The organism is Achromobacter marplatensis (assembly GCF_049060505.1).
Taxonomy (GTDB): Bacteria; Pseudomonadota; Gammaproteobacteria; order Burkholderiales; family Burkholderiaceae_B; genus Achromobacter; species Achromobacter marplatensis_A.
This window is the reverse complement of sequence record NZ_JBMGRB010000007.1, coordinates 352795-376893: the sequence shown is the minus strand read 5'-3', so window position 1 is coordinate 376893 and position 24099 is coordinate 352795. Positions and strand designations below refer to the sequence as shown.

Genomic DNA, 24099 nt, shown 5'->3' with positions numbered 1-24099 from the left:
ACCGCTGGGCCGTCCCAAGGTAAAAAGCGCCCCCTCGGGGGGCAGCAAGCCGAAGGCGCGGCGTGGGGGCTATTTTTTACCGCTGGGCCGTCCCAAGGTAAAAAGCGCCCCCTCGGGGGGCAGCAAGCCGAAGGCGCGGCGTGGGGGCTATTTTTCATTTGCTCTGTACGCGCAGACGCGGGTCCACGGCGAAGTACAGCAGGTCGACGACCAGATTGATGACAACGAACATGAACGCGATCAGCACCAGGTAGGCGGCCATCACGGGGATGTCCACCATGCTGATGGCCTGGATGAACAACAGCCCCATGCCGGGCCACTGGAACACCGTTTCGGTGATGATGGCGAACGCGATGATCGAGCCCAGCTGGAGTCCCGTGATGGTGATGACGGGCACCAGCGTGTTCTTCAACGCGTGACGGAAATTGATCAGCCGTTCGGGCAGGCCGCGGGCGCGCGCGAACTTGATGAAGTCGGCGCGCAGCACCTCCAGCATCTCGGCGCGTACCAGGCGCATGATCAGCGTCATCTGGAACAGCGCCAGCGTGATGGCCGGCATGATCAGCGCCAGCCAACCCGATTTGGTTAAAAAGCCGGTCGTCCACCACCCCAGGCTGACGACGTCGCCGCGCCCGAAGCTGGGCAGCCATCGCAGCTGCACGCCGAAGACCAGGATAAGCAGGATGCCGATCAGGAACGTGGGCAGCGAGATGCCGGCCAGCGAGATCGCCATGAAGGCCTTGGACAGCACGCCGTGCCGCTTGAGCGCGGTGTAGATGCCCATCGGGATGCCCAGCGCCAACGCCATCACGGCGGACACGAACGACAGCTCCAGCGTGGCGGGCATGCGCTCTTCGAGCAATTCGCTGACGGGGCGGCGCTGGCGGTACGAGATGCCGAAATCGCCCTGCGCGGCATTGCCGACAAAGCGGGCGAACTGCACGACGAAAGGGTCGTCCAGGCCCAGCTCGACACGCAGCTGCGCGCGTTGTTCAGGCGTGGTGTCCTGGCCGACCATGCTGGCGATGGGATCGCCCACATAGCGGAACATGGAGAACGCGATCAGCGCCACCGTCAACATCACCAGCACCGACTGGATAAGCCGTTGCGCAATAAAAGAAAGCATTATCGGGTGCCCTCGTTTGCAGATAACGCCGGGCCGCGTTTCCGTTGATGGCGGGAAGCGGGGCTGGGCCGGGCGCGCCCGGATGGCTTACGCCATCCGGGGCTCACATCGTCAGGAAATCAAGGCAGGGTGACGCAACGGGTTACGGCAACACCACGTCGCGCAGGTCCAGCACGTCGTCGGCGCGCTGGATGACCTTGATGTTGTCCTTCACGCCCCACGACATCGGCTGCTGGTGCAGCGGCAGATAGCCGAAGTCGCTGCGCACGATCTCGAAGGCTTCCTTGATCATGGCATTGCGCTTGGTCTGATCGGTTTCAACCCCGATCTTGTTGGTCAGGTCGTCGACCTTTTTGTTGCAGTAGCCGCCCAGGTTGAACTGGCCGGCGGCTGTCTTCGCGTCGCGGCAGGCCGCCAGGTTCAGCAGCGCGTTGTGCGCGTCGGTGGAGCTGGGCGTCCATCCCAGCATGTACATGCTGGTCTGGTTGCCCGCCTGCAGCAGGATCTTGCCGAAGTACTTGGACTTGGTCTGCGCCAGCAGGTTGATCTTGATGCCCACGCGGGCCAGCATGCCGGCGACCGCTTGGCAGACCTTTTCGTCGTTGACGTAGCGGTCGTTCGGGCAGTCCATCGTGACCGTGAAGCCCTTCGGGTAGCCCGCTTCAGCCAGCAATTTCTTGGCGCGTTCGGGATCGGGCTTGTACGGCGCGCCGTAGGAATCGGCATAACCGTTGATGGCGGTGGCCACCAGCGAGCCCAGCGGCTTGGCCGCGCCGCGCATGATCTTGTCGTTGATGGCTTTGGTGTCGACGGCCAGCACGACGGCTTCGCGCACCTTCGCGTCCTTGAAGGGGTTCTTGCCCTTCACATCCGAGAACAGCAGTTCGTCGCGGTCCTGGTCCATGCCGATGAAGATGGCGCGCGCTTCCGGCGCCGTCAGCGGTTTCACGCCCTTGGCGTCTTCAAGGCGCTTCCAGTCCTGGACGGGAACAGGTTGCACCAAATCCATTTCGCCGGAGATCAACGCGGCCACGCGCGTGGCTTCCTGCGTGATCGGCTGGAAGATGACTTCGTCGACGTTGGTCTTGATGTCCTTGTTCCAGTAGCCGTCATAGCGTTTGAGCACGGTCTTTACGTCGGGCTGGCGCGAGACCAGCATGAAGGGACCGGTGCCGTTGGCGTTCAGGTTGGCGTAGTTACCCTGGTTGTCGCCCTTGACGTTGGTGGCCTCGGTGGTCTTGTTTTTCTCGGCCCACGTCTTGCTCATGATGTACAGGAACACCCATTCGCGCGGCAGGATGGGGTTGGGCGTGGGGGTGGTGACTTCAATGGTGTAGTCGTCCACCTTCTTGATGTCGGAGGCTTTGGCGCCGTAGCCCTTCATGTCGGAGCCGGGCGTCAGGCTGCGCTTCCAGGAAAAGATGACGTCGTCGGCAGTGAAAGGCGAACCGTCATGGAACTTGACGCCCTTGCGCAGCTTGAACACCCATTTGGTGGGTTCGGGGTTTTCCCAGCTTTCGGCCAGCAGCGGGGTCAGTTTCAGATTGCCGTCGTAACCGGCCAGGGTCTCGTAGATGTTGCCCTGAAAGCCCAGCGTGAAGGTCTCGTTCAGGGCCATTGGGTCCATCGACGTGGCGTCGCCTTGATAAGACCAGTGGAACGTCTTGGCGGCCGCGCCGGCGCTGAATGCCAGCGATGCCGCGACGGCGGCCGCGAGCGCAGCTTGCTTTAGGTGGGGAAAAGTACGCATAGCCCTCATGCTCCGTGTGGTGCGCGGATCGCGCGACAGAAGTGACAGGGCCCCGGCCCCATCGGGATCCGGGGCATGGCGTTGCTGCTTACGACGAAAGACGGCGTGGGGCCAGAAGGCGCGTGGCGCGGACTGCGCACGCGCCTTGGAGGGCGATGCCGGGAATCACTGCCGAAGACTTCGACTTCACGATAGACCCAACCCCTTGTGAATGTCATGGCGGGGACGGACCGCGCCGATGCAGAACGAATCTTATAGATCCATTCGTTTAAGCGTCAATCGGTTTGAATTGGGGTTAGTCCGCGCTTGCCGTCGGCGTTGAATGGTGCGTTTGACGGCGTGGACAGAGGCGGATTCATGCGTCCGGCCGAGGCGTTGCGGCAAGGGTTTTCGCCAACTCGTGGACGATGCGCTTCCTGCGGTCGCTGTCTTCGTAGTGCTTGCCCAGCGCCGACCATTCGGGGCGGCTGCGCGCTTCTTTCAGCGCCTCGGGCAACGGCCCTTTTCGCCAAGCTTCGTCATCCGGAAGGGCGAGTTTCAATGGCTCTCGCGCGGCGTGGCCGCGGCGTTCCAGGGCATCGATCAATCGCCGCTGGCGCAGGGCCAGCAAGCGCAGGACGGCATCGTCCACACTGATCTCGCGCCAGCCGCGCAGTTTGCCGGCGACGCGCTTGCCCAGCTTTTCGACCCCTTGCCACAGCCCGCCGGCCGCCGCGCCGATCAGCATGCCGGTGCCCAGGCTGAGGCCCGCGCTGAACAGGTCTACCGCGGCACCCGCCATCGCGCCGGCGGCGGCGCCCATGCCGACCTGCACGCCCATGTCTTTCAGCGCCTGAGGATGGAACAGGTCCATGCCCCAGCGTTCGCCTTGCAAGGGCAGCGTGTCGTCCGAAAAATCAGACGGACGGAAGTTGTAGAGCGCCAGCAAGGCGTTCACGCAGGTCTGTTCACGTTGCCGGACCTGATCGCGCAATTGGTTCGATGTGGCGGTAAGCGCGGCCTCGTCGCTGGCGCTGGACAGGCGCAGCGCCGCGACGTCGACCAGCAGATCGGCCAGCAGTTCGTAGGCGGCGGCGTGGCGTTCGCGGCGTTGCAGCGACAGGCTGTCGGCCAACCGGGCCAGTGCGTCCGCGTGCCGGTCCAGCAGCACCCCCAGTTTGCTGTACAGCTGCTGTTCGCCATCGAGCGGCGGCGCGACCGTGTCGAATTCCACTACCGCATGCAGGCCCAGCCGCGCCATTGCGCCCCGCCATTCGTCGGCGCGGTGGGCGGGCGCATTCACAAAATTCAGCACTGGCAGCAAGGGCCGGCCGCAGGCGGCCAGGACGGAGAGTTCGTCACGATGCTTGCCCAGCACGGGATCGCGCGCGTCGATCACGTACAGGGCGGCGTCGCAGTCCAGCATCTTCGTCAGGACGCGGGCTTCCTGCTCGTAGCGGCCATGGGCTTCGGGCGTGTCCAGGAAGCGGCGGATGCGCGCGGGGCCGTCCAGCCGTTCGTCGGGGCCGTCCAGCCGTTCCAGGTATTCCAGCAGGGCGATGCTGTCTTCCATCCCCGGCGTGTCGAACCATTCCAGCACGGCGCGGCCTTCCAGGCGCAGCCGAGCGCCTTCGACGTGGCGGGTGGTGCCTGGGCTGTCGGCCACCTGGCCGAACGCGGTGTCCCGCGTAAGGGTGCGCAGCAGCGAAGTCTTGCCGGTGTTAGTGTGGCCCACCACCGCGATCTTGATGACGCCGTCAGCCATGGCCGAACTCCAGCCACGCCAGCGGCGCGGCGGGGGATTGCAGGATGGCATCTGCGGCCAGGCCTAGCGCCAGCAGCCGTTCGCGCCACAAGGCGGCGCGCGTACCCGCGCCGGTCACCTCGTCCGGGGACGGGGGGGTAATGAGCCAGACGCCGGTGGCTTGCGCGTGCGCGGACAGTTCGGCGATCAGCGACAGGGTGCCGCGATCAGGCGTTTGGCGCGCATCGCAGGCGATCAGCAGGCGCGACGCCGCGGCCTGGGCCAGCGCGTCCAGCACGCGGTTGCGTTCTTCCCGCGTGTCCAGGTTGCCGGCCAGCCGGATGCCGTCGGGCACGCCGGCGGGCGGCCAGGCCAGGTCGGCGGGCAATTCCAGGCCCAGCATCACGGGTTGTCCGGCCAGCCCGGCCAGCGCGGGCCCACGCACGCGGGGTTCGTGCAGCGGGTCCACGGGACGGTCGATGCCAGTGGATTGCGCCGGGGGCTCGAGGCGGTCGCGCAGCGGTGAAAAACCGGCAAGCAAGGGGTCGATGCGCAAACGACGCAGGGCGCGCAGCGCGGCGGCCCCGCACAGCGCGCCTGCCAGCAGACGGGGCAGGATGCCGTAGACCACCAGCACGCCGATCAACCACAGCGACCACTGCACCTGCGCGTCGGCTGACAGCGTCTGCGCGCCGTCGCTGGCGCGGATGATGGCGGCGTCTGGCATCGGAAAGCCCAGGTGCGCGGGCAGCCAGCCGATGGCCTGCGTCAGCCCCACGAAGGTGTCGGGCGCCAGCAGCGTGGTGGCCCAGATGAAACGGTAACTGGCGGTGGACAGCACCGCCAGCAAGGCGGCCAGCGCGGCGCACAACGCCGTTAGCCACAACAGATGGCTGATGGCCCCGAAGAGCCAGCGCAACGCGCCTGCGCGCGCCAGAAGGTTCAGGAGGGCCTGCGGCACCAGCGCGCCGTCGGGACCTCGCGACAGCTTGCGGGTGGCCCACAGCCACAGGCGGCCTAAGACGGTCACGGCCGACGGCCTGAGCAGAAAGCTGGCCAGCCACAGCAGGAAGGTCAATGCGTGCAGGCCGAGCAAGGCGCCCAGCGCCCAGAGCACGTTGACGGGGCGCGACCCATCGCCCAGCGCGCCCAGGGCCACGCCGATGCCGGACAACAGGGCCAGGACGAACAGCACGGCCAGGATGCCGCGCGCGCTGCGGCGCCAGGCATCGACCATGGGGGTGAGGTTTTCGCGTTGCGCCAGCAGGTCGGCGCGGGCCAGGATGCGCGAAGGCAGGTCGGCATCCAGCTGCCGCACGCGCCGGACGGCGTCGGCATCGTCCAGCGGGCCCCAGTGGGTTTCACGCAGGCGGATGAGTTCGGCCAGCCAATGCGCGCGCAGCGGGCGCGGGGCGGCCGGGCCGGCCAGGGGTTCGGAATCGCGAGAGGGCGAAGGCGGCATCGCGTCGTGGGCAAGCGCGGTTGGACCGCGGTGTCAGGCCGCTAAGGGCGATGCGCCATTGTAGACGCGCGGGTCGGGAAACGGGGCCGGACTGCTGCCGTGTTCAGTGCTGGCGGCGCGCGTTGCGGTACTGGCCGGGCGTGACGCCGACGGCGTCGCGGAAGACCCGGGACAAGTGGCTGGCGTTGCCGAAGCCGCTGGCCTGCGCGATGCCGGCCAGATCGCCTTTGCCGGCCGCCAACAGGCTGCGGGCGTGCGCCAGGCGGCGTCCCCGCACCCAGGCGTGCGGCGGTTCGCCGAACGAGGTGTGGAACATGCGGGCGAAATGGTAGGTAGACAGCGCGGCGATTCCCGCCAGCTGGTCCAGTGTCAGGGGTTCGTGCAAGTGCGCGTCCACGTAGTCCATGATGCGCCGGCGCACGGCGGGCGCGAGGCCGCCGCGGGCGGGTTGCGCGGTCTTGCGGGCCACGCCCTGGTTCAGCAAGTGATGCAGCACGGTTTCGGCGGCGCTGCTGGCCGCCAGCCGGTCCGCCGGTTGCGCCCAGTCGGTGCCCAGCAACTGGCGGCACACGTCAATCAAGGAATCGTCCTGGATGTAGGTGCGGTCGCGCAGTTCCAGCGTGCGGGGTTCGCAATCCAGCCGCATGACGGCTTCGCGCGCCAGCCGTTCGGGCGCGATGTACAGGTGCAGGAAATGCACGGTGTCGTTCATGCACCAGCGCGAATAGTGTTCGGCCGGCAGCACGCAGAACTTGCCGGCGCCGCCGTGCAGGGTGTCGTGGCCGACGCGGAACGACTTGTCGCCGCCGTGCAGGTACAGGGACAGCGTGTGATGCCCCGGCATGTCGTAGCCCAGGGTTTCATTGGCGCTGCGCGCCCATTGCGAAATGGCGATGCCTTCGCCCAGCGGCGCGGCGCGCTCCAGCGTGGCGGTGGAGCGCGACAGGGTGCGGAAGACGGAGAAGTCGGCGGGGGCCGACGCGATAGTGCCCATAGGACTGAAATGCTACTGCGATCTCGCGCACGCCGCGCGCGCGACCCTGCAAAAACCGCAAGAACCGGCAATTCCGGACCCCGGCGGCGGCGCACACTCGCGGCGAACGGATCGGCTGTCTGGCTGGCCCGTATCGCGTCCCTTTATTTTCGTCCCGCGCATCGTGAATCTCTTCCTGTATTTCCTGACTGTCGTCATCTGGGGCACCACCTGGATCGCCATCAAGCTGCAACTGGGCGTGGTGGCCATTCCCGTCTCCATCTTCTACCGCTTCGCGCTGGCCGGTCTGGTGCTGTTCGCCGCTTTGCTGCTGACCCGTAAATTGCAAAAGCTGGACCGGCGCGGCCATTGGCTTTGCGTGGGCCAGGGCCTGTGCCTGTTTTGCCTGAATTTCCTGTGCTTCTACACCGCCACACAGTGGATCCCCAGCGGATTGGTGTCGGTGGTGTTTTCCGCCGCGACGCTATGGAACGCGTTGAACGCCCGCGTGTGGTTCGGCACCCGCGTCGCGCCGCGTGTGATGCTGGCCGGGGCGTTTGGCTTTTCGGGGCTGGTGCTGCTGTTCTGGCGCGAGCTTGCCAGTCAGCAGGCCAGCCACGAAACGCTGTTGGGGCTGGGCTTCGCGCTGCTGGGCACGTTTTGCTTTTCCACCGGCAACATGTTGTCGTCGCTACAGCAGCGCGCCGGGATCCGGCCGCTGACGGGTAACGCCTACAGCATGCTGTATGGCGCGGCTATCCTGCTGGCGGGGTGCGTGGTGGCGGGCCTGCCGTTCCAGTTCGACCCGTCGCCGTCCTATGTCGGCGCCCTGCTCTATCTGGCCATTCCCGGGTCGGTGATCGGTTTCACCGCCTATCTGACGCTGGTGGGCCGCATGGGACCCGCCCGCGCCGCGTATTGCACCGTGCTGTTCCCCGTGGTGGCGCTAAGCGTGTCGACGGTGGCCGAGGGCTACCAATGGACGCCAGCGGCCTTCGCCGGCCTGGCGCTGGTGATGGTTGGCAACTTGCTGGTTTTCACGAAATGGTCGCCGTTCATACGCCGCGCGGCGGCTTGAGGCTTGTGCCGCCGGCTATCGCGCCAGCTGCCGCAGCCCGTCGAGCAATCGAGATATTTCGTCATCGCTGGTCAGATAGCTGACCGAGGCGCGCGCGATCTGGGTCAGGCCGCGCGCGTGCATGTCCAGCGGCGTATACGGGACGCCGTTGCTGCCAATGGTGATGCCCTGTGCCGCCAGCGCGCGTTGCACGGCCGTTGCGTCCTGGCCCGCCACATTGAAGGACACCAGGCCTGACAATTCCCGGCCTTGATCCAGCACCGTGATGCCCGGAATGGCCGCGAGTTCTGCGCGCAGCAATCGGGCGTTTGCATCGATGGTGGCGCGGATGGCCGCAAGGCCGATGTCCAGCGCTTCCTGCAAGGCATGGGCCAGGCCGCAGCGCAACGCCAGCGAGTTTTCGGCGGATTCCAGCCGGGCGGCGTCAGCACGCAATCGGGGCTGGCCGTCGTCGCCCAACGGGGCCGAATGGGTATCCACGAAAGCGGGCGTCAGCTGATCCAGGAAACCCTGCCGCACATACAGCAGGCCCGTGCCGCGCGGCCCGCGCAACGCCTTGCGGCCGGGGCCGCTCAAGACATCGCAGCCCACTTCCGCCACATCAATGGGTAGCTGGCCTACCGCTTGCGCGGCATCCACGAAATACGGAATGCTGTGCTGCCGCGCCACGCGGCCGATGGCGGCGGCGGGGTTGATCAGGCCGCCGTTGGCGGGCAGCCAGGTCAGCGCGATCAGGCGCACGCGCTCGTCCAGCATGCCGGCCAGCGCGTCGGCGTCCACGCAGCCGGTGTCGTCCGACGGGATGGTTTCCAGCACGGCGCCGGCGCGTTCGGCCCGCAGTCGCATGGCCGCCAGGTTGCCGCCCCATTCATGGCGGCCGACCAGGATGCGGTCGCCGGGCCGCCAAGGCGCAAGCGCCGCGAAGGCCGCGCCCCAGCCGGGAGAGTTGCCGGTGGTCAGGGCGATCTCTTCCGGCTGGGCATTCAGTAGCTGCGCCGACAGCGTGCGGGCGCTTTCGGTTAGCGCCCGCGAGGCCACGCCAGCCTCCATCGGGCCCTGGGTCGCTTCGCGCAGCAGATGCGCATGAATCGCTTCCAGCGTGCCGGACGAGGGCAGCGACGAGCCGGCGTGGTTGAAGTGGACGCTGGTTTGCGCGCCGGGCGTCCGGGCGCGCAGCGCCTGAATGGCGTCTGGGGTCAGAGGGGCGGGCATGGCAAAAGCGCTCAGGCGGGCGTCAAGGCGATGACGGCTTCGATTTCCACGGCCACGCCTTGCGGCAGGGACGCCACGCCAACCGCGCTGCGCGCGTGGCGGCCGGCGTCGCCGAACACGGCGACCATCAAGTCCGACGCGCCGTTGGCGATGGCGCTCTGGCGATTGAAATCGGGCGTGCTGGCCACGAAGACGCCCAGGCGCACGACGCGTGCCACGCGATCCAGGCGGTCGCCGGTGGCGGCGGCGATCTGCGACAGGATGCCCAGGCCCGACAGCTTGGCGGCTTCGACGCCGTCGGCGTCGGATACCTGGTTGCCCAACTGGCCCAGATAGCGCGGCTTGCCGTCCTGGCGCGAGATCTGGCCCGAGATGGTGAGCAGGTTGCCCTCCAGGACGAACGGCACGTAGTTGGCGGCGGGGGCGGCGGCGGCTTCCAGGGTATAGCCCAGTTCGGCCACGCGGCCGGAGATGGTGCGGGTCATGTTGATTCACCTGCAAAAGAGGTTAGCGAAAAAGTGCGAACTTCGATGCTATCGGGCACGGCGGCGCGTGACCAATCAATTCTTGCCTTATACGCATGAGCAAAACTAATGCGTATGGCGATTGGCCGGGTCTGCACCAGCGCCTGCCTCTGCGTCTGCCTCTGCCGTAGCCGAGGCAGCCAGCCAGTCATGGAAGGCTTGCGCCAAGGGTGTCAGCGCGCCGCGGGGGGCTACGAACCACCAGCCGATGCGGGGATCTTCCAGCACCGTGCCCGGCAGTGCGTCCACCAGCGCGCCGCTGGCCAGGTGCGGGGCGATCAGCCGGTGGCGGCCCATGGCCAGGCCCTGGCCAGCCAGCGCGGCTTCGACGACGATGTTGTAGTCGTGCAGGCGCACCGTCTGGGCGCGGCCCAGATCCATGCCGAAGCGTCGCGACCAGGCGTCCCATTCAAACGGCTGCCTGGCGTGCGAAGCCAGCAGCGGGTGGCGCAGCAAGTCGTCCGCTGTGCGGGGGCGCTTGCGGCCAGCGATCAAGGCGGGCGCGCACACGACGGACAGCCGTTCAGCCATCAGCAGGCGCGAGGCGACGCCCGGCCAGCCGCCGCGGCCGTAGCGGATCGCCACGTCCACCTCGCCGCCCGCCACATCGGCCAGGCCGATGTCGGTTTGCAGTTGCAGATCGATGTCCGGATGCGCGGCGGCGAACGCCGGCAGGCGCGGGGCCAGCCAGCGCGTGGCGAACGACGCCAGCAAGCCGACCTTTAGCGTGGCGCGGGCCGTGGCCGGCGCACGGATGTCGTCGGTGCCCTGGCGCAACAATTCAAAGGCGGCATGCACGTGTTCGTAATAGGCCTGCCCGGCGGGCGTCAGCGCCACGGCCCGCGTGCGCCGTTCAAACAGCGCCACGCCCAGTTCGCTTTCCAGCCGCTGGATGTGATGGCTGATCGCGCTTTGCGTGACGAAAAGTTCTTGAGCCGCCAACGAAAAGCTCAAGCGCCGCGCCGCCGCTTCGAAGGCGCGCAGGGAAACCAGGGCAGGCAGGGATCGCGTGGAACGCATGGGACGGATGGCGAAGCGCGTCGGAACGGGATGCGCGTCATCCTACGCGTTGTGGGCCGGTTGTGGGCCGGTTGTGGGCCGGACTTGTGAGCGGGTTGTGAGCCGATTGCGGGCCGCAATGCAAAAAGCCCGCAAACAAGTTGCGGGCTTTTTTAAGGGTACTGCGGGTATTGCTTGGTCTTGCAGATACAGCTTGTCTTGCTAGCGGTGCGGATGAACATTGCACGGCTGAATTCTTGGCTCCCCGAGCTGGGCTCGAACCAGCGACCTGCGGATTAACAGTCCGTCGCTCTACCGACTGAGCTATCGGGGAACAGGTAGAGGGGCCGAATTATGCACAAAAAATCGAAAGAATGCAAAACAGCGTGAAAAATTTCGATCAAGCGTGCTGGATCGCCTGCGCCGTGCGAAATAGCTGCGGCACGATGTCTTGCAGCAAGCGGTCAGCGGGATAGTCGTTGCGCGGCGCGCTGACACTGATCGCTGCCAACGGCTGGCCGCGCGCATCGCGCAGCAGCACGGCCGCGCCCACTTGGTTCTGTAGTACTTGGTCTTCGGTCAGCGCGTAGCCGTCTTCGCGCGCCTGGCGCACGAGCGCCAGCAGCGCGTCCGGGTCCACGACCGTGCGCGGCGTGAACGGGCGCGGCGGCGCGCGCAGCAGCGCCTGGCGGATGGCGTCGTCGTCCTGCGGGGTCAGCAGCATGCGGCCGCCACTGTTGCACCAGGCGGGCATGCGGCGGCCCGGCAGCATTTCGGCCAGCGTCATTTGCCGGCTGGGCAGGCGCAGCAGATAGATCATGTCGCCGCCGGCCAGCACGCTCATGTGCACGGCCAGGCCGCAACGGTCGCGCAATGCCACCAGATGCGGCGCGGCCATGGAGACCAGCCGGTCGCTGCGCAGGAAGAAGTAGCCCAATTCCACGACGCGCGGCCCCAACCGGTAGCGGCGCGATGATGCGTCCTTGATCAGGTAGCCCAGGCGCTCCCACGTGTGGATGAAGCGCTGCGCGGCGCTTTTCCCCAGGCCCGTCAGCGTGGCGATATCGGTCAGGCCCAGCGAGTCCGAGGCGTCGCGGAACGCGTCCAGCACCCGCATGCCTTTTTCCAGCGACGCGACGAACAAGGGATCGTCGGCGTTCGCCAGGGAGGGAGCGGCAACGGGGGGCGGGCGTGTCGTCATGAGTTTTTAGGCCGGGCGGCGCAAGGGGGCGGATGCGGTGGCGTCATGGGCAGCGCTAGTTTCCCCGAATTGTCCAGGGGCAGAATACCCACTATAAAGTTGATTATTCAATACTTTATATCGCATAGCAATACATTGCAGCTGCCCATGACCCAGAATTCTTCCTTATGCGACATGACCGCCGTGGCCTTGCGGGCCGACATCGCCGCCGGCCATATCAGCGCCCGCGACGTGACGGCCGCGCATCTGGCGCGCATCGACGCCTGCAATGCCCACGTGAATGCGGTGGTCACGGTAGACGCCGAAGGCGCGTTGGCGTGCGCCCTTTTAGCCGACGAACGCCAGGCGGCCGGCCATCCGTTGGGCCTGTTGCACGGCTTGCCCATCTTGCATAAGGATTCCTTCCTGACGGCGGGCATGCGCACCACCTACGGGTCGCCGCTATACCGCGACTTCGTGCCCGAGCGCGACAGCCTGATCGTCACCCGAGAGCGCGCGGCCGGCGCCATCACGCTGGGCAAGACCAACCTGCCAGAGTTCGGCGCCGGTTCACAGACGTTCAATCCGGTATTCGGCGCCACCCGCAATCCCTACGACCTGCGCCTGACCGCCGGCGGCAGCAGCGGCGGGGCCGCTGCGGCGCTGGCCTCCCGTATGGCGCCCTTGGCCGACGGCACGGACATGGGCGGATCGCTGCGCAACCCGGCATCGTTTTGCAACATCGTGGGCCTGCGTCCGTCGCCCGGGCGCGTCCCCCAATGGCCCACCGCCAATCCGTACAACGCATTGACCGTCGCGGGCCCGATGGCGCGCACGGTCGCCGACGTGGCGCTGCTGCTGGCCGCCACGGCAGGGGCGGATGCGCGCGACCCGCTGGCCATCGATCAGCACCCCACCCGCTTCCTGGACAGCCTGTCGCGCGATTTCAAAGGCGTGCGTATCGCCTACGCGCCGACGTGGGGCGGCTTGCCGGTGGAAGCCGCCGTGGTGCAGGCGCTGGAGCGCCAACTGCCTGTATTCGCAGACCTGGGCGCCCAAGTCGAAGCGGCTTGCCCGGACTTCACCGGCGCGGACGCCGCATTCCAGGCCCTGCGCGGGCAGGCCTTCGCGGTGGGCTACGAAACGGTGCTGCGCGAACACAGGCACCTGCTCAAGGACAGCGTCATCTGGAACATCGAGCTGGGCCTGCAACAACCGGCTGCCGCCATCGTCCAGGCCGAGCGCGACCGCGCCGCCTTGTTCGCGCGCATGCACGCCTTCATGCAGCAGCACGAATTCCTGATCGGGCCGGTCAGCCAAGTGCTGCCGTTCCCGGTCGAACAGGAAACCGTAACTGGCATCGAAGGCACGCCGATGCACAACTACATCGACTGGATGCGTTCGGGCTACTACCTGTCGCTGACCGGCCATCCGGCCATTTCGGTGCCCTGCGGCTTCAGCGACGCGGGCCTGCCCGTCGGCATCCAGATCGTCGGCCGCTATCGCCAGGAACATGCGCTGCTGCAACTGGCGCACGCGTTCGAACAAGCCACGCAGTATTGGCGCCAGGCGCCCGTGCTGCCGCACTGACTGACCACCACACCAACAACACAAGGGGAAAATAATGAACCACACCGTCGCCCGCGCTATTGCGCTGTGCGTCCTGACCGCAGCGCCGCTGATGGCCTCGGCACAGGCCTACCCGGAAAAGCCCATCACCATGGTGGTGCCGTTCCCGCCTGGCGGATCCACCGACGTCATCGGCCGCCTCTTCGCCGCGAAGCTGGGCGCGCGTCTGGGCCAGACCGTCGTCATTGAAAACAAGCCCGGCGCCAATACCGGCATCGGCGCCGCCGCCGTCGCCCGCGCCGCGCCCGACGGCTACACATTGATGATCACCGGCGCCCCGACGTTCACGTCGAACCCGCTGCTGTATCCCAACCTGAGCTACGACCCGATCAAGAGCTACGAGTACGTTGCCGTCGCGGGCAGCACGCCGTTCGTGATCCTGACGAACCCGCAGTCCGGCATCGGCACGGTGGCCGACATCACGACAAAATCCGCTGCGCAACCGCTCAGCTTCGGGTCGTTCGGCAACGGCTCCACGCCGCACATGGCGGGCGAATCGCTGGCCCAGCGTACCGGCGCCAAATTGCTGCATGTGCCCTACCGTGGCAGCGCCCCGGCCATGACCGACCTGATCGGCAACCAGATTCCGTTGTCGATCGACACGCTGGTGGCGGGCCTGCCCCAGATCAAGGCCGGCAAGGTCCGCGCCGTGGCGCTGACGGGCCGCGCGCGCTCGCCCCTGGTACCCGACGTCCCTGCCGTCGCGGAAGGCGGCGTGGCCGGCTACGACTTCGAAACGTGGTTCGGCGTCGTCATGCCCAAAGGCACGCCCGCGCCCATCGTCGCCCGGATGTCCAAGGAGATCGAAGCGGTGATGGCGGAACCGGACACGCGCGCCAAGCTGCAGGACCTGGGCTTTGACGCCACTTACCAGGACCCGGCCGCGTTCCGCCGCAAGGTGGAGACGGAACTGGAGCGCAACGCGGCGATCATCAAGGCGGCGGGTATCAAGCCGGATTGACGGATCGGCGCGTGGCGCCACGGTTGCGGTTTTGCCATGCTGCACGCGCGGTCACTCCGGTGGCCGCGTGTGTGACGAAGACGGGATTTTTTCTTGGATATTCGTCACGAGCTGATCGAAATCCGAGGTGAAGGTTTGATCTTGAACGACGCGGAATTTTTCATATTCCGATGCCGCTTTCTGTTTTGCGATGTCGGCTGGAATGCCCCCAGCGCCGATCAGCACGTCATACTCGTTGAATCGCAGGAAGTCGTCCAGCTTGACGGCCCATTGAGCCATGGTCATGGTGCGCCGACGTTCCGCCATTCCTTCAGCGAAGTCCAGGTACTGACCCACCAGACGATTCAGATGGCGGATCTCGTCTTCGCTGAGATAGTTTTTCGCGACGGAGATGTCGGACTTCAGGACTTTGCCGCCGATACGTTCATTCTTCCATGACGTCAATCCCATATTCGGCTTTGACGCGTCGGATCTGGCATTGATGAGTTCTGCCGCAGTTCCGCCATGGATGGCAAAGTGGAATTTGTTTTGCACCGCTGAATAGAAGCGCTGAGCGGTGCCTGAGGTCTTGTCATAGTCGACGCTACATTGAGCGAAGACATCGGTCAGCTTCTGGTAGAAGCGGCGTTCAGATGCTCGGATCTCACGGATTCGTTCAAGCAGTTCCTGGAAATAGTCGATTCCAAAGAGTTGCTTGCCCTGTTTGAGGCGGTCGTCGTCTAGCGAGAAACCCTTGATCAGGTGTTCCCTTAGGACGCTGGTTGCCCAAATCCGGAACCTGGTGGCTCTGGACGAGTTGACCCGGTAGCCGACGGAAATGATGCCGTCCAAGTTGTAGTGGTTGGTCGAATAGGTCTTGCCGTCGGTCGCAGTTATCCGGAATTTCCGGATAACTGCGGTTTCCTCCAGTTCATCGGAATTGAAGATGTTGCGCAGATGCTCGCTTATCGTGCGGACGTCGACACCGAAGATCTCCCCCATCCCCTTTTGGCTGGCCCAGACAGTCTCGCTATCCGTGATGACTTGAACGCGGGCTTCACCCTCTTTTGACGTATAGAAAAGGAACTCGGAAGGATTGTGTGTGGGAGATTCCATGGTATCGGCGCAAGGCATGATGACTGGATAAATATACAGTCATCATGCCTGTTGGCGTTACCTCGGCAATGGTGGATTCGGTCTGATATGTGCGAACAGCAGCCGTAAGGCCGATCCCTTATGATGGCACCCGGAAGGCTCGCGACCTCTCTCGTTTTTCTGGGTTCACACATGTCATCGTTCGACATTCAATTGCTGCTCACCGCCCTGGTGAGCGTCCTGGTGCTGGTCGCGCTGATTGTTTCGCGCATCCGCATGCACCCGCTGCTGGCGCTGCTGATCGTTTCCATCGGCGTCGGTTTCGCTACGGGCATGGAGCCCGTGGCCATCGTCAAGAACCTGACCGACGGTGCGGGCAAGACCCTGGGCGCCGTCGGCGTGGTGATCGCGCTGGGCGCGATGCTGGGCAAGATTCTGGCGGACTCGGGCACCACCGAACGCCTGGCCAATGCCATCCTGCGCCACACGTCGCCCCGCATGATTCCGTGGGCCATGACGCTAGTGGCGTTCGTCATTGGCATCCCGATGTTCTTCGAAGTGGGCCTGGTCGTGATGCTGCCGCTGATCTTCAGCGTGGCGCGCAAACTGGAAAGTCAGCAGCGCTTCAAAGGTTCTGCCTACGTATATGTGGGCGTGCCGGTGATTTCCGCGCTGGCGGCCATGCACGGCATGGTGCCCCCGCACCCGGGCCCGCTGACCGCCATCGCCACGTTGAAGACCACCGTCGGCCCAACGATGATCTACGGCTTCATCGCCGCGCTGCCCGCCATGGTCTTCGGCGGCCCGCTGTATGGCGCGTTCATCGCCCCGCGCATGACGACCCGCCCGGACGAAGCCCTGCTTGAGCAGTTCACCAACACCCGCGAAGCCGCCGCCGGCAACGGCGCGCCCAGCGTGGGCCTGGGGATCCTGGCGGCCCTGCTTCCCGCGCTGCTGATGCTGGTGCATGCCTTGGCCGAAATGTTGCTGCCCAAGGGGTCCAGCGGGCTGCACGTGGCTGCCTTCCTGGGCAACCCGGTGGTCGCCATGCTGCTGGGCGTGCTGTTTGCAGCCGTGACGCTGGTGTTCATGCGCCGCGGCGACGCGGAAAAGCTGCGCGAGGCGCTGGGCCAGAGCTTAAAACCCATCGCCGGCATCATGCTGATCATCGCTGGCGGCGGGGCGTTCCAGCAGGTGCTGACCAGCGCCAAGGTCGGCGACGCCATCGTCCACCTGACGCACCAGTTCGCCTTCCCGCCGTTGATCCTGGGCTGGCTGATTGCCATGCTGCTGTCGGTGTCCACCGGCTCGGCCACGGTCGGCATCGTGGGCGCGGCCGGCCTGCTGGCGCCGCTGGCGGGCGCCGACCCCACGTTGAATCTGCCGCTGCTGGCGCTGTCGATCGGTTGCGGTTCGTTGTTCTTCAACTACGCCAACCACGCCGGTTTCTGGATGGTGAAGGAATCCTTCGGCATGACGATGGGCGAGGCCACCAAGACGATCTCGGTGGTGCAGTCGATCGTGTCCGTGGTGGGCCTGATCATGGTGCTGTTGTTCAACCTGCTGCCGCCGCTGGGTTGATACGTGGCCTGGATAGCCGGTCGACGAATGGCCGGCTTTTCAGCGGTAGTCATGGGGCAGGTTGTGATTCGTCGTTCGGCGCCAGTATGGCCATTAAGCCTGCGGTTCCATCGAGACAGCCGCCGCGGCTGGTTTCCACGTACTTTCTTATCGCTTCCGCGAGAGGTCCCTTCGGACCTTGGATTCGTCTTAAGGTCGCCACTACCTTACCGACGGACTCAGCGGCCCCAATGGGCCTGCCGCCATCCATATCGGTTTCCAAATCATCATAAGGATCTTCGACGGCGGCTTGCACTTCGACCCGTCTTTTTCTCTGTTCGAGTTCCCAATACTGATTCAAGGCGACGAGTTTTGCTGCGTGGTCAGCGGGTTTCTGTCTGAACGCGTGATCCGAATCATTGACCAGGTAAGGCCGGATAATGTGCGTGCCCTGCTGGCGTTCGATGTAACGCTCACAATATTCTTTCACGAGCGTCGCGTTGACGGGTTGTCGGCCCTCCAGGCGATCCTCTATTGCAGTCAGCGGTGACGGCGTAGCGGCATCAATCCAGAAAACGGGATACGGGACGTCATTGGTCACCCCCTTCAGGGGGATACGGCCGAGGTAGTAATAGGTGAGCGGGGCAACGGATGTACTGGCCGCCGGGATCGCGGCCGATGCCGCGGCGAGCAACAGCGCCAAGTCGACCGTGAAGACAAATTGCCGCGGGTTCGACAGCGAAGCCACCCGGAAGCCTGTGTCTATGGACGGCCCGATGAAATCGCGAATCGCCGTGGGATCCTTGCCCATATCGTGCAGGCGGGTCAGGTTGGCAAAAATGAAGTCGCCATCGTCGTAGCCCAGGGAATCCTGGACGCTGGTGGTGCTGAGCACGACCTCCGCGTTATTGACCGGAAATCCCGCGATCCACGCAGCGCATTTCAGGTCAAGCCCGGAACTATGCGCCTTGATCGTATTCCGAAATTCGTGCACCGTTTTCAGCATCGCGGCGACACAAATGTAAGCTTCCTGGTGACTGCCCAGCTTCTTGGTGAAGATCAATTCGTCGCCCACGGCCTTCCATAGCTGCGGGGCGTCGCCTGGAGTCCAATGGCACTCAATGCGCGCCGCTTCGGACAGTGTCCGCCATTCATGCCCGAATCGCGCTGCCATCTGATCGTAAAACTGCAAGATCGGATTGAGCCACTTTCTGCCGGGGTGGGTTGCCGCTTCCCCGTTTGGTGTGTGTTGTTCGTCCGAAACCTTGGACGCCAACAATTGTTTGAAATTGGTAGAGCCAACAATGTCCACGCTAATGAAGATGCGCAGACAGGGGGCCAGAAATGCAGGTGACAATTCGGGTGATTGCGACATGTGCATCGATATGTCTACAGTCCGGCCAGATGCAGTGATTTCGCCCGCATCGAAACGGTCGATGTAGAGACGACGAAGTACTTGGCGATATCGTATGCGTCCCCGCCGGCGTTGTTATATACCCGCCTGAATTCAGCCTCCGGCATGAGGAAGGATGCGGCGAACCAATTCGCTTGCCATTCAGCTAGATCGCTTCCGTATCGCGTCGCTCGCATGGGTACAAAGTCTGCCTCTGCTTTAAGCGGCAAAAGGCAGTGCAAAAAGTAGTGGCCCAGCTCATGTGCGACCGTGAATCGGTCTCGCTCTTTGCTGGTATGGCTGGTGAGGACGATTCGGAATTTGTCCAGAGCGTCAATGATGATGGAACCGGGTTCTTCATCATTCAGGTCCCATATGCTTTGGTACCCGATCGTGCCGCCAAGGTTCCGTACTACAGCCTCGATATCGTCGCCAGCGTTGAAGCCAAGCAGTTGCGCTATGCGTTCAGCAAACTCGGCAACTTGAGCCTTGTTTAAAGGGGCTGCCACGGGAGTCCGCATTGACGTTTCAGACATCACAACGCCGCCGTTCTTAACGGCGTGTGGATCGGATTTATGCTGATCATGCGAAAGGCGGTCGATGCCATGCGACACCTCGTTTTCGTTGATAACGGAAAGCACGGGTAAAAATATACAGGGGCATCCGCACGCCAGGATGGTTGGCCAAGCCCGCGGAGCAAAAAAAAACCGCAACGCGTCAGCAGTTGCGGAGTTTCATGCAGCCTTAGGAGAATTTGGGCTGCGAACTGGTGCCGGTGAAAGGAATCGAACCCTCGACCTTCTCATTACAAGTGAGCTGCTCTACCAACTGAGCTACACCGGCACGGCGTGCAGGGCACGCGCAGGGACTGCATTGTAATGAAAAAACGCTTGCGCCGTGTACCGCCCATGCACACCGGCGTACCCCATTCCCCACTGCAGCGGTTCACGCTCAATGTGCGGTCTGGGGGGCACACGTAAACGTCGGGCAGCAAAACGCGCTGCGCGGGCAGGATGAACATCCTGCCACGCACAGTAAGCGGGAATCCGTCGGGCTTGCGGGGACATTGCGCCGGGCGCGCCGTCCCCGCGTCGCAGCGGCTATTTGACGATGGTCAGGCGCGGACGCTTGGGTTCGTCGTCATCGCCGCCGTCGTCGCCAGGCGCCACGTCGGCGTCGGTGCTTTCAGGCGCGTCGGCATCCGCCGCGCCTTGCGCACCCGCCGCCGGCGGTTCGTAGGGCTGCACTTCGAAGCCCATGCCGGCGCCGGTTTCGCGCGCGTAGATGGCGCTGACGGCGCCGACGGGGACGTAGACGTTTTCGGTCACGCCGCTGAAGCGGGCCTGGAATTCGATGAATTCATTGCCCAGCACCAGACGGTTGGTGGCCAGCGTGCCCACGTTCAGTGTGATCTGACCGTCACGGACATGCGCGACGGGCACCATGGTGTGCTCGTCGACCTGCACGGTGATGTACGGTGTGTAGCCGTTGTCGGTGCACCATTCATGCAGCGCGCGGATCAGATACGGTTTGGTCGAAGTTTCACCCATCACACAACCAGCCTTAACGACGCATCACTTTTTCCGAAGGCGTCAGCGCTTCGATGTAGGCCGGACGCGAGAAGATGCGTTCGGCGTACTTTTGCAGCGGGGCCGCGTTCTTGGGCAGTTCGATGCCGTAGTGGTCCAGGCGCCACAGCAGCGGAGCCACGGCCACGTCCAGCATGGAGAACTCTTCGCCCAGCATGTACTTGTTCTTCAGCAGCATGGGGGCCAGCTGGGCCAGGCGGTCGCGGATGTTCTGGCGGGCATTGGCCAGCTTCTTCTCGTCCGGCTTGGCGCTGCGGTCTTCCAGCGTCGAGACGTGAACGAACAGTTCTTTCTCGAAGTTGTAGAGGAACAGGCGGGTGCGGGCGCGCATGACCGGGTCGGCGGGCATTAGCTGCGGGTGCGGGAAGCGCTCGTCGATGTACTCGTTGATGATGTTCGACTCGTACAGGACCAGGTCGCGTTCGACCAGAATGGGCACTTGACCGTACGGGTTCATCACCGAGATGTCTTCGGGCTTGTTGTACAGGTCGATGTCGCGGATCTCGAAATCCATACCCTTTTCGAACAACACGAAGCGGCAGCGTTGCGAAAACGGACACGTGGTTCCGGAATAGAGCACCATCATGGTGTAAGTCCTTTATGAAAAACGAAAGGCCAGCGCCTAAATCTAGCAGGCGCTGGCCCCGATTGCCAGGCGGGATAGGCGTACAGCCCTATCCGCCACTGCTGTCCCTGTTTTTAAAGGGGGACGGCTTTCATGCCTGGCGGGGCGTTGCGGTTAGCGCACGTGCTTCCAGTACGAAGCGTTCAAGCGCCACGTAACCAGGAAGAACAACAGCAGGAACAACATGACACCGACGCCGATACGGACGCGTAACGTCTGGACGGGCTCGGCCATCCAGGACATGAACGCGGTCAGGTCTGCGACGTCGTTGTCGTATGTTGCGACTTGGGCCGGGTTGGCGGCCTTAAATTTGGCCTCAAAGGTGGTATGGCCGTGGTAATCAGCTACCGGTTCGGCCTTGACCGTGGAAAAACCTTGAGCATCGTACACCGTCGTGACGCGTTCCCAGGTTTTGGGTGCGCCTTCCTTGGCGTCCTTGACTTCCACTTCGTGCATGGCCACGGTCGTCAGCTCGCGCGGACCCTGAAGCTCCCAGAGCGCATGGGGCATGCCCACGGCCGGGAAAACCAGATTGTTCCAACCGGTGGCGCGCGACGAATCGCGGTAGAAAGTGCGCAGGTAGGTGTAAATGTAGTCGGCGCCGGACGGGCCGGCGTTGACCGATTTGGCGCGCGCGATCACGGACAGGTCCGGGGGCGTCGTGCCAAACCACTTCTTGGCGTCCTTGGGCGACATGGCGACGGTCATCATGTCGCCCACCTTTTCGCCGGTGAACAGCAGGCTTTCCTTGATTTGCTGGTCAGTCAGCCCGATGTCCTTCAGCTTGTTATAGCGCATCGACGATGCGCTATGACAGTTCAGGCAGTAGTTGACGAACAGCTTGGCGCCGTTTTGCAGCGACGCCATGTCGTTGACGCGATACGGCGCCTTGTTGAGCGGGAACCCGCCTTCGGCGGCGAATGCGGCGGTACACGTGAGCATCAAGGCCACGGCACCAATCAGCTTCTTGATCATGGTTAGTCCGTTATCTGGTGGGGCTCAGTGGGCGTGGAACGTAACGCGCTCGGGCACGGGCTTGAACGTGCCAAGGCGGCTCCAGACCGGCATCAGGAAGAAGAATGCCAGGTACAGCAGCGTGCCGATTTGCGACGTGATGTTCAACGGCGGACTGGGCGGCTGCGTACCGATGTAGCCAAGCACCAGGAAGTTGACCATGAAGATGCCGTAGATCCATTTGTGCCACGTGGGGCGGTAGCGGATCGACTTGACCGGCGAATGGTCCAGCCACGGCAGGAAGAACAGGATGACGACCGTGCCGCCCATGGCGACCACACCCCAGAACTTGGCGTCGATCGCGCGCAGCAGCACGGCCACGACGATCAGGATGCCGGGGATGGCCACGCGCAGGATGCCCTTCAGGTTGCTCTTGACGAGCAACGCGATGGCGCCCAGCACCGATGCGCCTGCCAGCACCCACGTGAATTCGTCGGTGGTGGCGCGAAGCATCGAGTAGAACGGCGTGAAGTACCAGACCGGCGCGATGTGCGGCGGCGTCTTCAGCGAGTCGGCGGGGATGAAGTTGTTGAACTCCAGGAAGTACCCGCCCATTTCAGGTGCGAAGAACACGATGAAGGCGAACACGAGCAGGAAGCCCGCCACGCCCATCAGGTCATGCACCGAGTAGAACGGGTGGAACGGGATGCCATCCTTCGGCCGGCCGTACTTGTCTTTCGGCCCCTGCTTGATCTCGATGCCGTCCGGGTTGTTCGAGCCGACTTCGTGCAGCGCCACCAGGTGGGCCGCCACCAGACCCACCAGCACCAGCGGAATCGCGATGACGTGGAAGGCGAAGAAGCGGTTCAGGGTGGCGTCCGACACGACGTAGTCGCCGCGGATCCAGATCGACAGTTCAGGGCCGATGAACGGAATGGCCGCGAACAGGTTCACGATCACCTGGGCGCCCCAATACGACATCTGGCCCCAGGGCAGCAGGTAGCCGAAGAAAGCTTCGGCCATCAGACAGAGGAAAATCGCCACGCCGAAGATCCACACGAGCTCGCGCGGCTTGCGGTAGGAACCGTAAAGCAGCCCGCGCAGCATGTGCAGGTACACGACGACGAAGAACATCGACGCGCCGGTGGAGTGCATGTAGCGCACCAGCCAGCCCCAGGGGACCTCGCGCATGATGTATTCGACGGACTGGAACGCGCGTTCGGCGTCCGGCTTGTAGTGCATGACCAGGAAAATGCCGGTCACGATCTGCAGCACCAGGACCAATAAGGCCAAGGAGCCAAAGAAATACCAGAAGTTGAAATTCTTCGGTGCGTAGTACTCGGACAGATGGGCTTTCCAGGTGGATGTCACCGGAAAGCGCCGGTCCAGCCAGCCCAACAGGCCTGTCGTCTCGACGGTTTTCTCGCCAGCCATGTAACGGCTCCTTCTCTAATACGTGGCGTATTTGTTTTACTTACGTAATCGGGAAAAAAGCGCGACGCGAGCGTCAGGCCTTGTTGTCTTCATCGACGCCCACGATGATGCGGGTGTCGCTGAGATATTGGTAAGGCGGTACTTCGAGGTTGTCGGGGGCGGGCTTGTTCTTGTAGACCCGGCCAGCCAGGTCGAACGTGGAGCCGTGGCAGGGACAGAGGAATCCGCCTTGCCAATTGGCGCCCATGCCGCCACCGCCGCCCGTTTCGAAGTGCGAGGTGGGCGAGCAGCCCAGGTGCGTACAGATGCCGACACAGACGAAGATCTCGGGCTTGCGCGAACGAGCCTCGTTTTCGGCGTATTTGGGGGTATAGCCAGGCCGTTTGGAATCAGGGTCGGCCAATAAAGGATCCAGCGTTTTCAGGGCAGCGAGCTGTTCGGGAGAACGGTGAATGATCCACACCGGCTTCCCACGCCATTCCACTGTCTTCATGGTGCCGACGGGAATGTCGCCGATATCCACTTCTACAGGGGCCCCGGCCGCGCGGGCCTTTTCAGAGGGAGAAAACGTGCTCACAAGCGGCAATGCCGTTGCGACACCTGCTACGCCACCCACGGCACAGGCGGTGGTAACCCAGAAACGTCGCGAAGGATCAGGTGGCAGGTTGGGATCAACCGCACCGTCATCATCGTGCACCAGCGTATCCTGACTCATCTTCCTATCCTTGTTGATGCGCCCGCTCTACGAGTAGCATCACCTCTGCGGCATCGGGTTCGCGGGAATATGTAACAACATAGCAACCGCGTATTATAGCGCCAGCCCACTGATGGGCGTATCACGAAGGGAGTGCTT

21 protein-coding genes and 2 tRNA genes are annotated in these 24099 nt (G+C 64.1%); 4 read left to right on the top strand and 19 right to left on the bottom strand.

All coding sequences use genetic code 11. The features are described from left to right. Positions 1–154: 154 nt before the first annotated feature. The 5 genes from ACI0FO_RS19520 to ACI0FO_RS19500 all read right to left on the bottom strand — a co-directional run bounded on the left by ACI0FO_RS19520 (position 155) and on the right by ACI0FO_RS19500 (position 7055). Positions 155–1126 carry an ABC transporter permease gene (locus ACI0FO_RS19520; protein WP_416029271.1) on the bottom strand — a complete coding sequence of 324 codons (972 nt, stop codon included), beginning with the start codon at positions 1124–1126 and terminating at the stop codon, positions 155–157. 142 nt (positions 1127–1268) lie between these two features. After that, positions 1269–2876, bottom strand: coding sequence for an ABC transporter substrate-binding protein (locus tag ACI0FO_RS19515; protein WP_416029269.1), 1608 nt, complete (start codon positions 2874–2876; stop codon positions 1269–1271). 355 nt (positions 2877–3231) lie between these two features. Continuing rightward, entirely contained in the window at positions 3232–4620 is a 1389-nt protein-coding gene (locus ACI0FO_RS19510) for a GTPase/DUF3482 domain-containing protein (protein WP_416029267.1), read from the bottom strand. Continuing rightward, entirely contained in the window at positions 4613–6061 is a 1449-nt protein-coding gene (locus tag ACI0FO_RS19505; protein WP_416029266.1) for a DUF2868 domain-containing protein, read from the bottom strand. The genes ACI0FO_RS19510 and ACI0FO_RS19505 overlap by 8 nt, the downstream gene beginning before the upstream one ends. Before the next feature lie 103 nt (positions 6062–6164). Continuing rightward, positions 6165–7055 carry a helix-turn-helix domain-containing protein gene (locus ACI0FO_RS19500; RefSeq protein WP_416029264.1) on the bottom strand — a complete coding sequence of 297 codons (891 nt, stop codon included), beginning with the start codon at positions 7053–7055 and terminating at the stop codon, positions 6165–6167. Positions 7056–7218: 163 nt separating this feature from the next. Between ACI0FO_RS19500 and ACI0FO_RS19495 the strand changes: the two genes are divergently transcribed. Continuing rightward, positions 7219–8112, top strand: a complete 894-nt coding sequence (locus ACI0FO_RS19495; protein ID WP_416029262.1) for a DMT family transporter — start codon at positions 7219–7221, stop codon at positions 8110–8112. A gap of 15 nt (positions 8113–8127) precedes the next feature. Here the strand turns inward: ACI0FO_RS19495 and ACI0FO_RS19490 are convergent, their stop codons facing one another. From ACI0FO_RS19490 to ACI0FO_RS19470, 5 genes are all read right to left on the bottom strand, one after another. After that, positions 8128–9324, bottom strand: coding sequence for an aminotransferase class V-fold PLP-dependent enzyme (locus ACI0FO_RS19490; RefSeq protein WP_416029260.1), 1197 nt, complete (start codon positions 9322–9324; stop codon positions 8128–8130). 11 nt (positions 9325–9335) lie between these two features. Continuing rightward, positions 9336–9809 (bottom strand): RidA family protein, encoded by a 474-nt coding sequence (locus tag ACI0FO_RS19485; protein WP_416029258.1) that lies wholly within the window; start codon positions 9807–9809, stop codon positions 9336–9338. Positions 9810–9914: 105 nt separating this feature from the next. Beyond that, positions 9915–10868 carry a transcriptional regulator GcvA gene (gene gcvA, locus ACI0FO_RS19480; protein WP_416029256.1) on the bottom strand — a complete coding sequence of 318 codons (954 nt, stop codon included), beginning with the start codon at positions 10866–10868 and terminating at the stop codon, positions 9915–9917. Between the two features lie 237 nt (positions 10869–11105). Further along, positions 11106–11181 (bottom strand) — tRNA-Asn (locus ACI0FO_RS19475). Between the two features lie 66 nt (positions 11182–11247). Beyond that, positions 11248–12048 (bottom strand): IclR family transcriptional regulator, encoded by an 801-nt coding sequence (locus ACI0FO_RS19470; RefSeq protein WP_416029254.1) that lies wholly within the window; start codon positions 12046–12048, stop codon positions 11248–11250. A 147-nt stretch (positions 12049–12195) separates the two neighbouring features. Between ACI0FO_RS19470 and ACI0FO_RS19465 the strand changes: the two genes are divergently transcribed. Together ACI0FO_RS19465 and ACI0FO_RS19460 are read left to right on the top strand one after the other, a co-directional pair. After that, positions 12196–13617 (top strand): amidase, encoded by a 1422-nt coding sequence (locus ACI0FO_RS19465; RefSeq protein WP_416029252.1) that lies wholly within the window; start codon positions 12196–12198, stop codon positions 13615–13617. Positions 13618–13651: 34 nt separating this feature from the next. Beyond that, on the top strand, positions 13652–14617 hold the full coding sequence (locus ACI0FO_RS19460; protein WP_416029250.1) for a Bug family tripartite tricarboxylate transporter substrate binding protein: 966 nt from the start codon (positions 13652–13654) through the stop codon (positions 14615–14617). Between the two features lie 51 nt (positions 14618–14668). Here ACI0FO_RS19460 and ACI0FO_RS19455 read toward each other — a convergent pair whose 3' ends face one another. Beyond that, on the bottom strand, positions 14669–15712 hold the full coding sequence (locus tag ACI0FO_RS19455; protein WP_416029248.1) for a virulence RhuM family protein: 1044 nt from the start codon (positions 15710–15712) through the stop codon (positions 14669–14671). A gap of 171 nt (positions 15713–15883) precedes the next feature. Here ACI0FO_RS19455 and ACI0FO_RS19450 point away from each other — a divergent pair, with 171 nt between their 5' ends. After that, positions 15884–17272, top strand: coding sequence for a GntP family permease (locus ACI0FO_RS19450; protein ID WP_416029246.1), 1389 nt, complete (start codon positions 15884–15886; stop codon positions 17270–17272). A 49-nt stretch (positions 17273–17321) separates the two neighbouring features. On the opposite strand, the gene ACI0FO_RS19445 is transcribed toward ACI0FO_RS19450, so the two are convergent. From ACI0FO_RS19445 to petA, 8 genes are all read right to left on the bottom strand, one after another. After that, complete coding sequence (locus tag ACI0FO_RS19445; protein ID WP_416029244.1) at positions 17322–18626, bottom strand: hypothetical protein; 1305 nt, start codon at positions 18624–18626, stop codon at positions 17322–17324. A 14-nt stretch (positions 18627–18640) separates the two neighbouring features. Further along, on the bottom strand, positions 18641–19285 hold the full coding sequence (locus tag ACI0FO_RS19440; protein WP_416029242.1) for an ImmA/IrrE family metallo-endopeptidase: 645 nt from the start codon (positions 19283–19285) through the stop codon (positions 18641–18643). A gap of 126 nt (positions 19286–19411) precedes the next feature. Beyond that, positions 19412–19487: transfer RNA gene (locus ACI0FO_RS19435), tRNA-Thr, on the bottom strand. A 257-nt stretch (positions 19488–19744) separates the two neighbouring features. After that, the gene (locus ACI0FO_RS19430) at positions 19745–20194 is read right to left on the bottom strand and encodes a ClpXP protease specificity-enhancing factor (RefSeq protein WP_105560500.1); all 450 of its coding nucleotides are present in this window, start codon (positions 20192–20194) and stop codon (positions 19745–19747) included. A gap of 13 nt (positions 20195–20207) precedes the next feature. Continuing rightward, positions 20208–20819 (bottom strand): glutathione S-transferase N-terminal domain-containing protein, encoded by a 612-nt coding sequence (locus ACI0FO_RS19425; RefSeq protein ID WP_006388039.1) that lies wholly within the window; start codon positions 20817–20819, stop codon positions 20208–20210. A 153-nt stretch (positions 20820–20972) separates the two neighbouring features. Beyond that, positions 20973–21833 carry a cytochrome c1 gene (locus ACI0FO_RS19420; RefSeq protein WP_416029239.1) on the bottom strand — a complete coding sequence of 287 codons (861 nt, stop codon included), beginning with the start codon at positions 21831–21833 and terminating at the stop codon, positions 20973–20975. A 24-nt stretch (positions 21834–21857) separates the two neighbouring features. Beyond that, the gene (locus ACI0FO_RS19415) at positions 21858–23246 is read right to left on the bottom strand and encodes a cytochrome b (protein WP_416029237.1); all 1389 of its coding nucleotides are present in this window, start codon (positions 23244–23246) and stop codon (positions 21858–21860) included. Positions 23247–23319: 73 nt separating this feature from the next. Beyond that, complete coding sequence (petA, locus tag ACI0FO_RS19410; RefSeq protein WP_416029235.1) at positions 23320–23961, bottom strand: ubiquinol-cytochrome c reductase iron-sulfur subunit; 642 nt, start codon at positions 23959–23961, stop codon at positions 23320–23322. Positions 23962–24099: the final 138 nt, after the last annotated feature.

What these genes read in the sequence shown, in the direction of transcription:
- ACI0FO_RS19520 (WP_416029271.1), bottom strand. Translation starts at nt 1,126, where the DNA reads ATGCTTTCTTTTATTGCGCAACGGCTTATCCAGTCGGTGCTGGTGATG.
- ACI0FO_RS19515 (WP_416029269.1), bottom strand. Translation starts at nt 2,876, where the DNA reads ATGCGTACTTTTCCCCACCTAAAGCAAGCTGCGCTCGCGGCCGCCGTC.
- ACI0FO_RS19510 (WP_416029267.1), bottom strand. Translation starts at nt 4,620, where the DNA reads ATGGCTGACGGCGTCATCAAGATCGCGGTGGTGGGCCACACTAACACC.
- ACI0FO_RS19505 (WP_416029266.1), bottom strand. Translation starts at nt 6,061, where the DNA reads ATGCCGCCTTCGCCCTCTCGCGATTCCGAACCCCTGGCCGGCCCGGCC.
- ACI0FO_RS19500 (WP_416029264.1), bottom strand. Translation starts at nt 7,055, where the DNA reads ATGGGCACTATCGCGTCGGCCCCCGCCGACTTCTCCGTCTTCCGCACC.
- ACI0FO_RS19490 (WP_416029260.1), bottom strand. Translation starts at nt 9,324, where the DNA reads ATGCCCGCCCCTCTGACCCCAGACGCCATTCAGGCGCTGCGCGCCCGG.
- ACI0FO_RS19485 (WP_416029258.1), bottom strand. Translation starts at nt 9,809, where the DNA reads ATGACCCGCACCATCTCCGGCCGCGTGGCCGAACTGGGCTATACCCTG.
- gcvA (WP_416029256.1), bottom strand. Translation starts at nt 10,868, where the DNA reads ATGCGTTCCACGCGATCCCTGCCTGCCCTGGTTTCCCTGCGCGCCTTC.
- ACI0FO_RS19470 (WP_416029254.1), bottom strand. Translation starts at nt 12,048, where the DNA reads ATGACGACACGCCCGCCCCCCGTTGCCGCTCCCTCCCTGGCGAACGCC.
- ACI0FO_RS19465 (WP_416029252.1), top strand. Translation starts at nt 12,196, where the DNA reads ATGACCCAGAATTCTTCCTTATGCGACATGACCGCCGTGGCCTTGCGG.
- ACI0FO_RS19460 (WP_416029250.1), top strand. Translation starts at nt 13,652, where the DNA reads ATGAACCACACCGTCGCCCGCGCTATTGCGCTGTGCGTCCTGACCGCA.
- ACI0FO_RS19455 (WP_416029248.1), bottom strand. Translation starts at nt 15,712, where the DNA reads ATGGAATCTCCCACACACAATCCTTCCGAGTTCCTTTTCTATACGTCA.
- ACI0FO_RS19450 (WP_416029246.1), top strand. Translation starts at nt 15,884, where the DNA reads ATGTCATCGTTCGACATTCAATTGCTGCTCACCGCCCTGGTGAGCGTC.
- ACI0FO_RS19445 (WP_416029244.1), bottom strand. Translation starts at nt 18,626, where the DNA reads ATGTCGCAATCACCCGAATTGTCACCTGCATTTCTGGCCCCCTGTCTG.
- ACI0FO_RS19430 (WP_105560500.1), bottom strand. Translation starts at nt 20,194, where the DNA reads ATGGGTGAAACTTCGACCAAACCGTATCTGATCCGCGCGCTGCATGAA.
- ACI0FO_RS19425 (WP_006388039.1), bottom strand. Translation starts at nt 20,819, where the DNA reads ATGATGGTGCTCTATTCCGGAACCACGTGTCCGTTTTCGCAACGCTGC.
- ACI0FO_RS19420 (WP_416029239.1), bottom strand. Translation starts at nt 21,833, where the DNA reads ATGATCAAGAAGCTGATTGGTGCCGTGGCCTTGATGCTCACGTGTACC.
- ACI0FO_RS19415 (WP_416029237.1), bottom strand. Translation starts at nt 23,246, where the DNA reads ATGGCTGGCGAGAAAACCGTCGAGACGACAGGCCTGTTGGGCTGGCTG.
- petA (WP_416029235.1), bottom strand. Translation starts at nt 23,961, where the DNA reads ATGAGTCAGGATACGCTGGTGCACGATGATGACGGTGCGGTTGATCCC.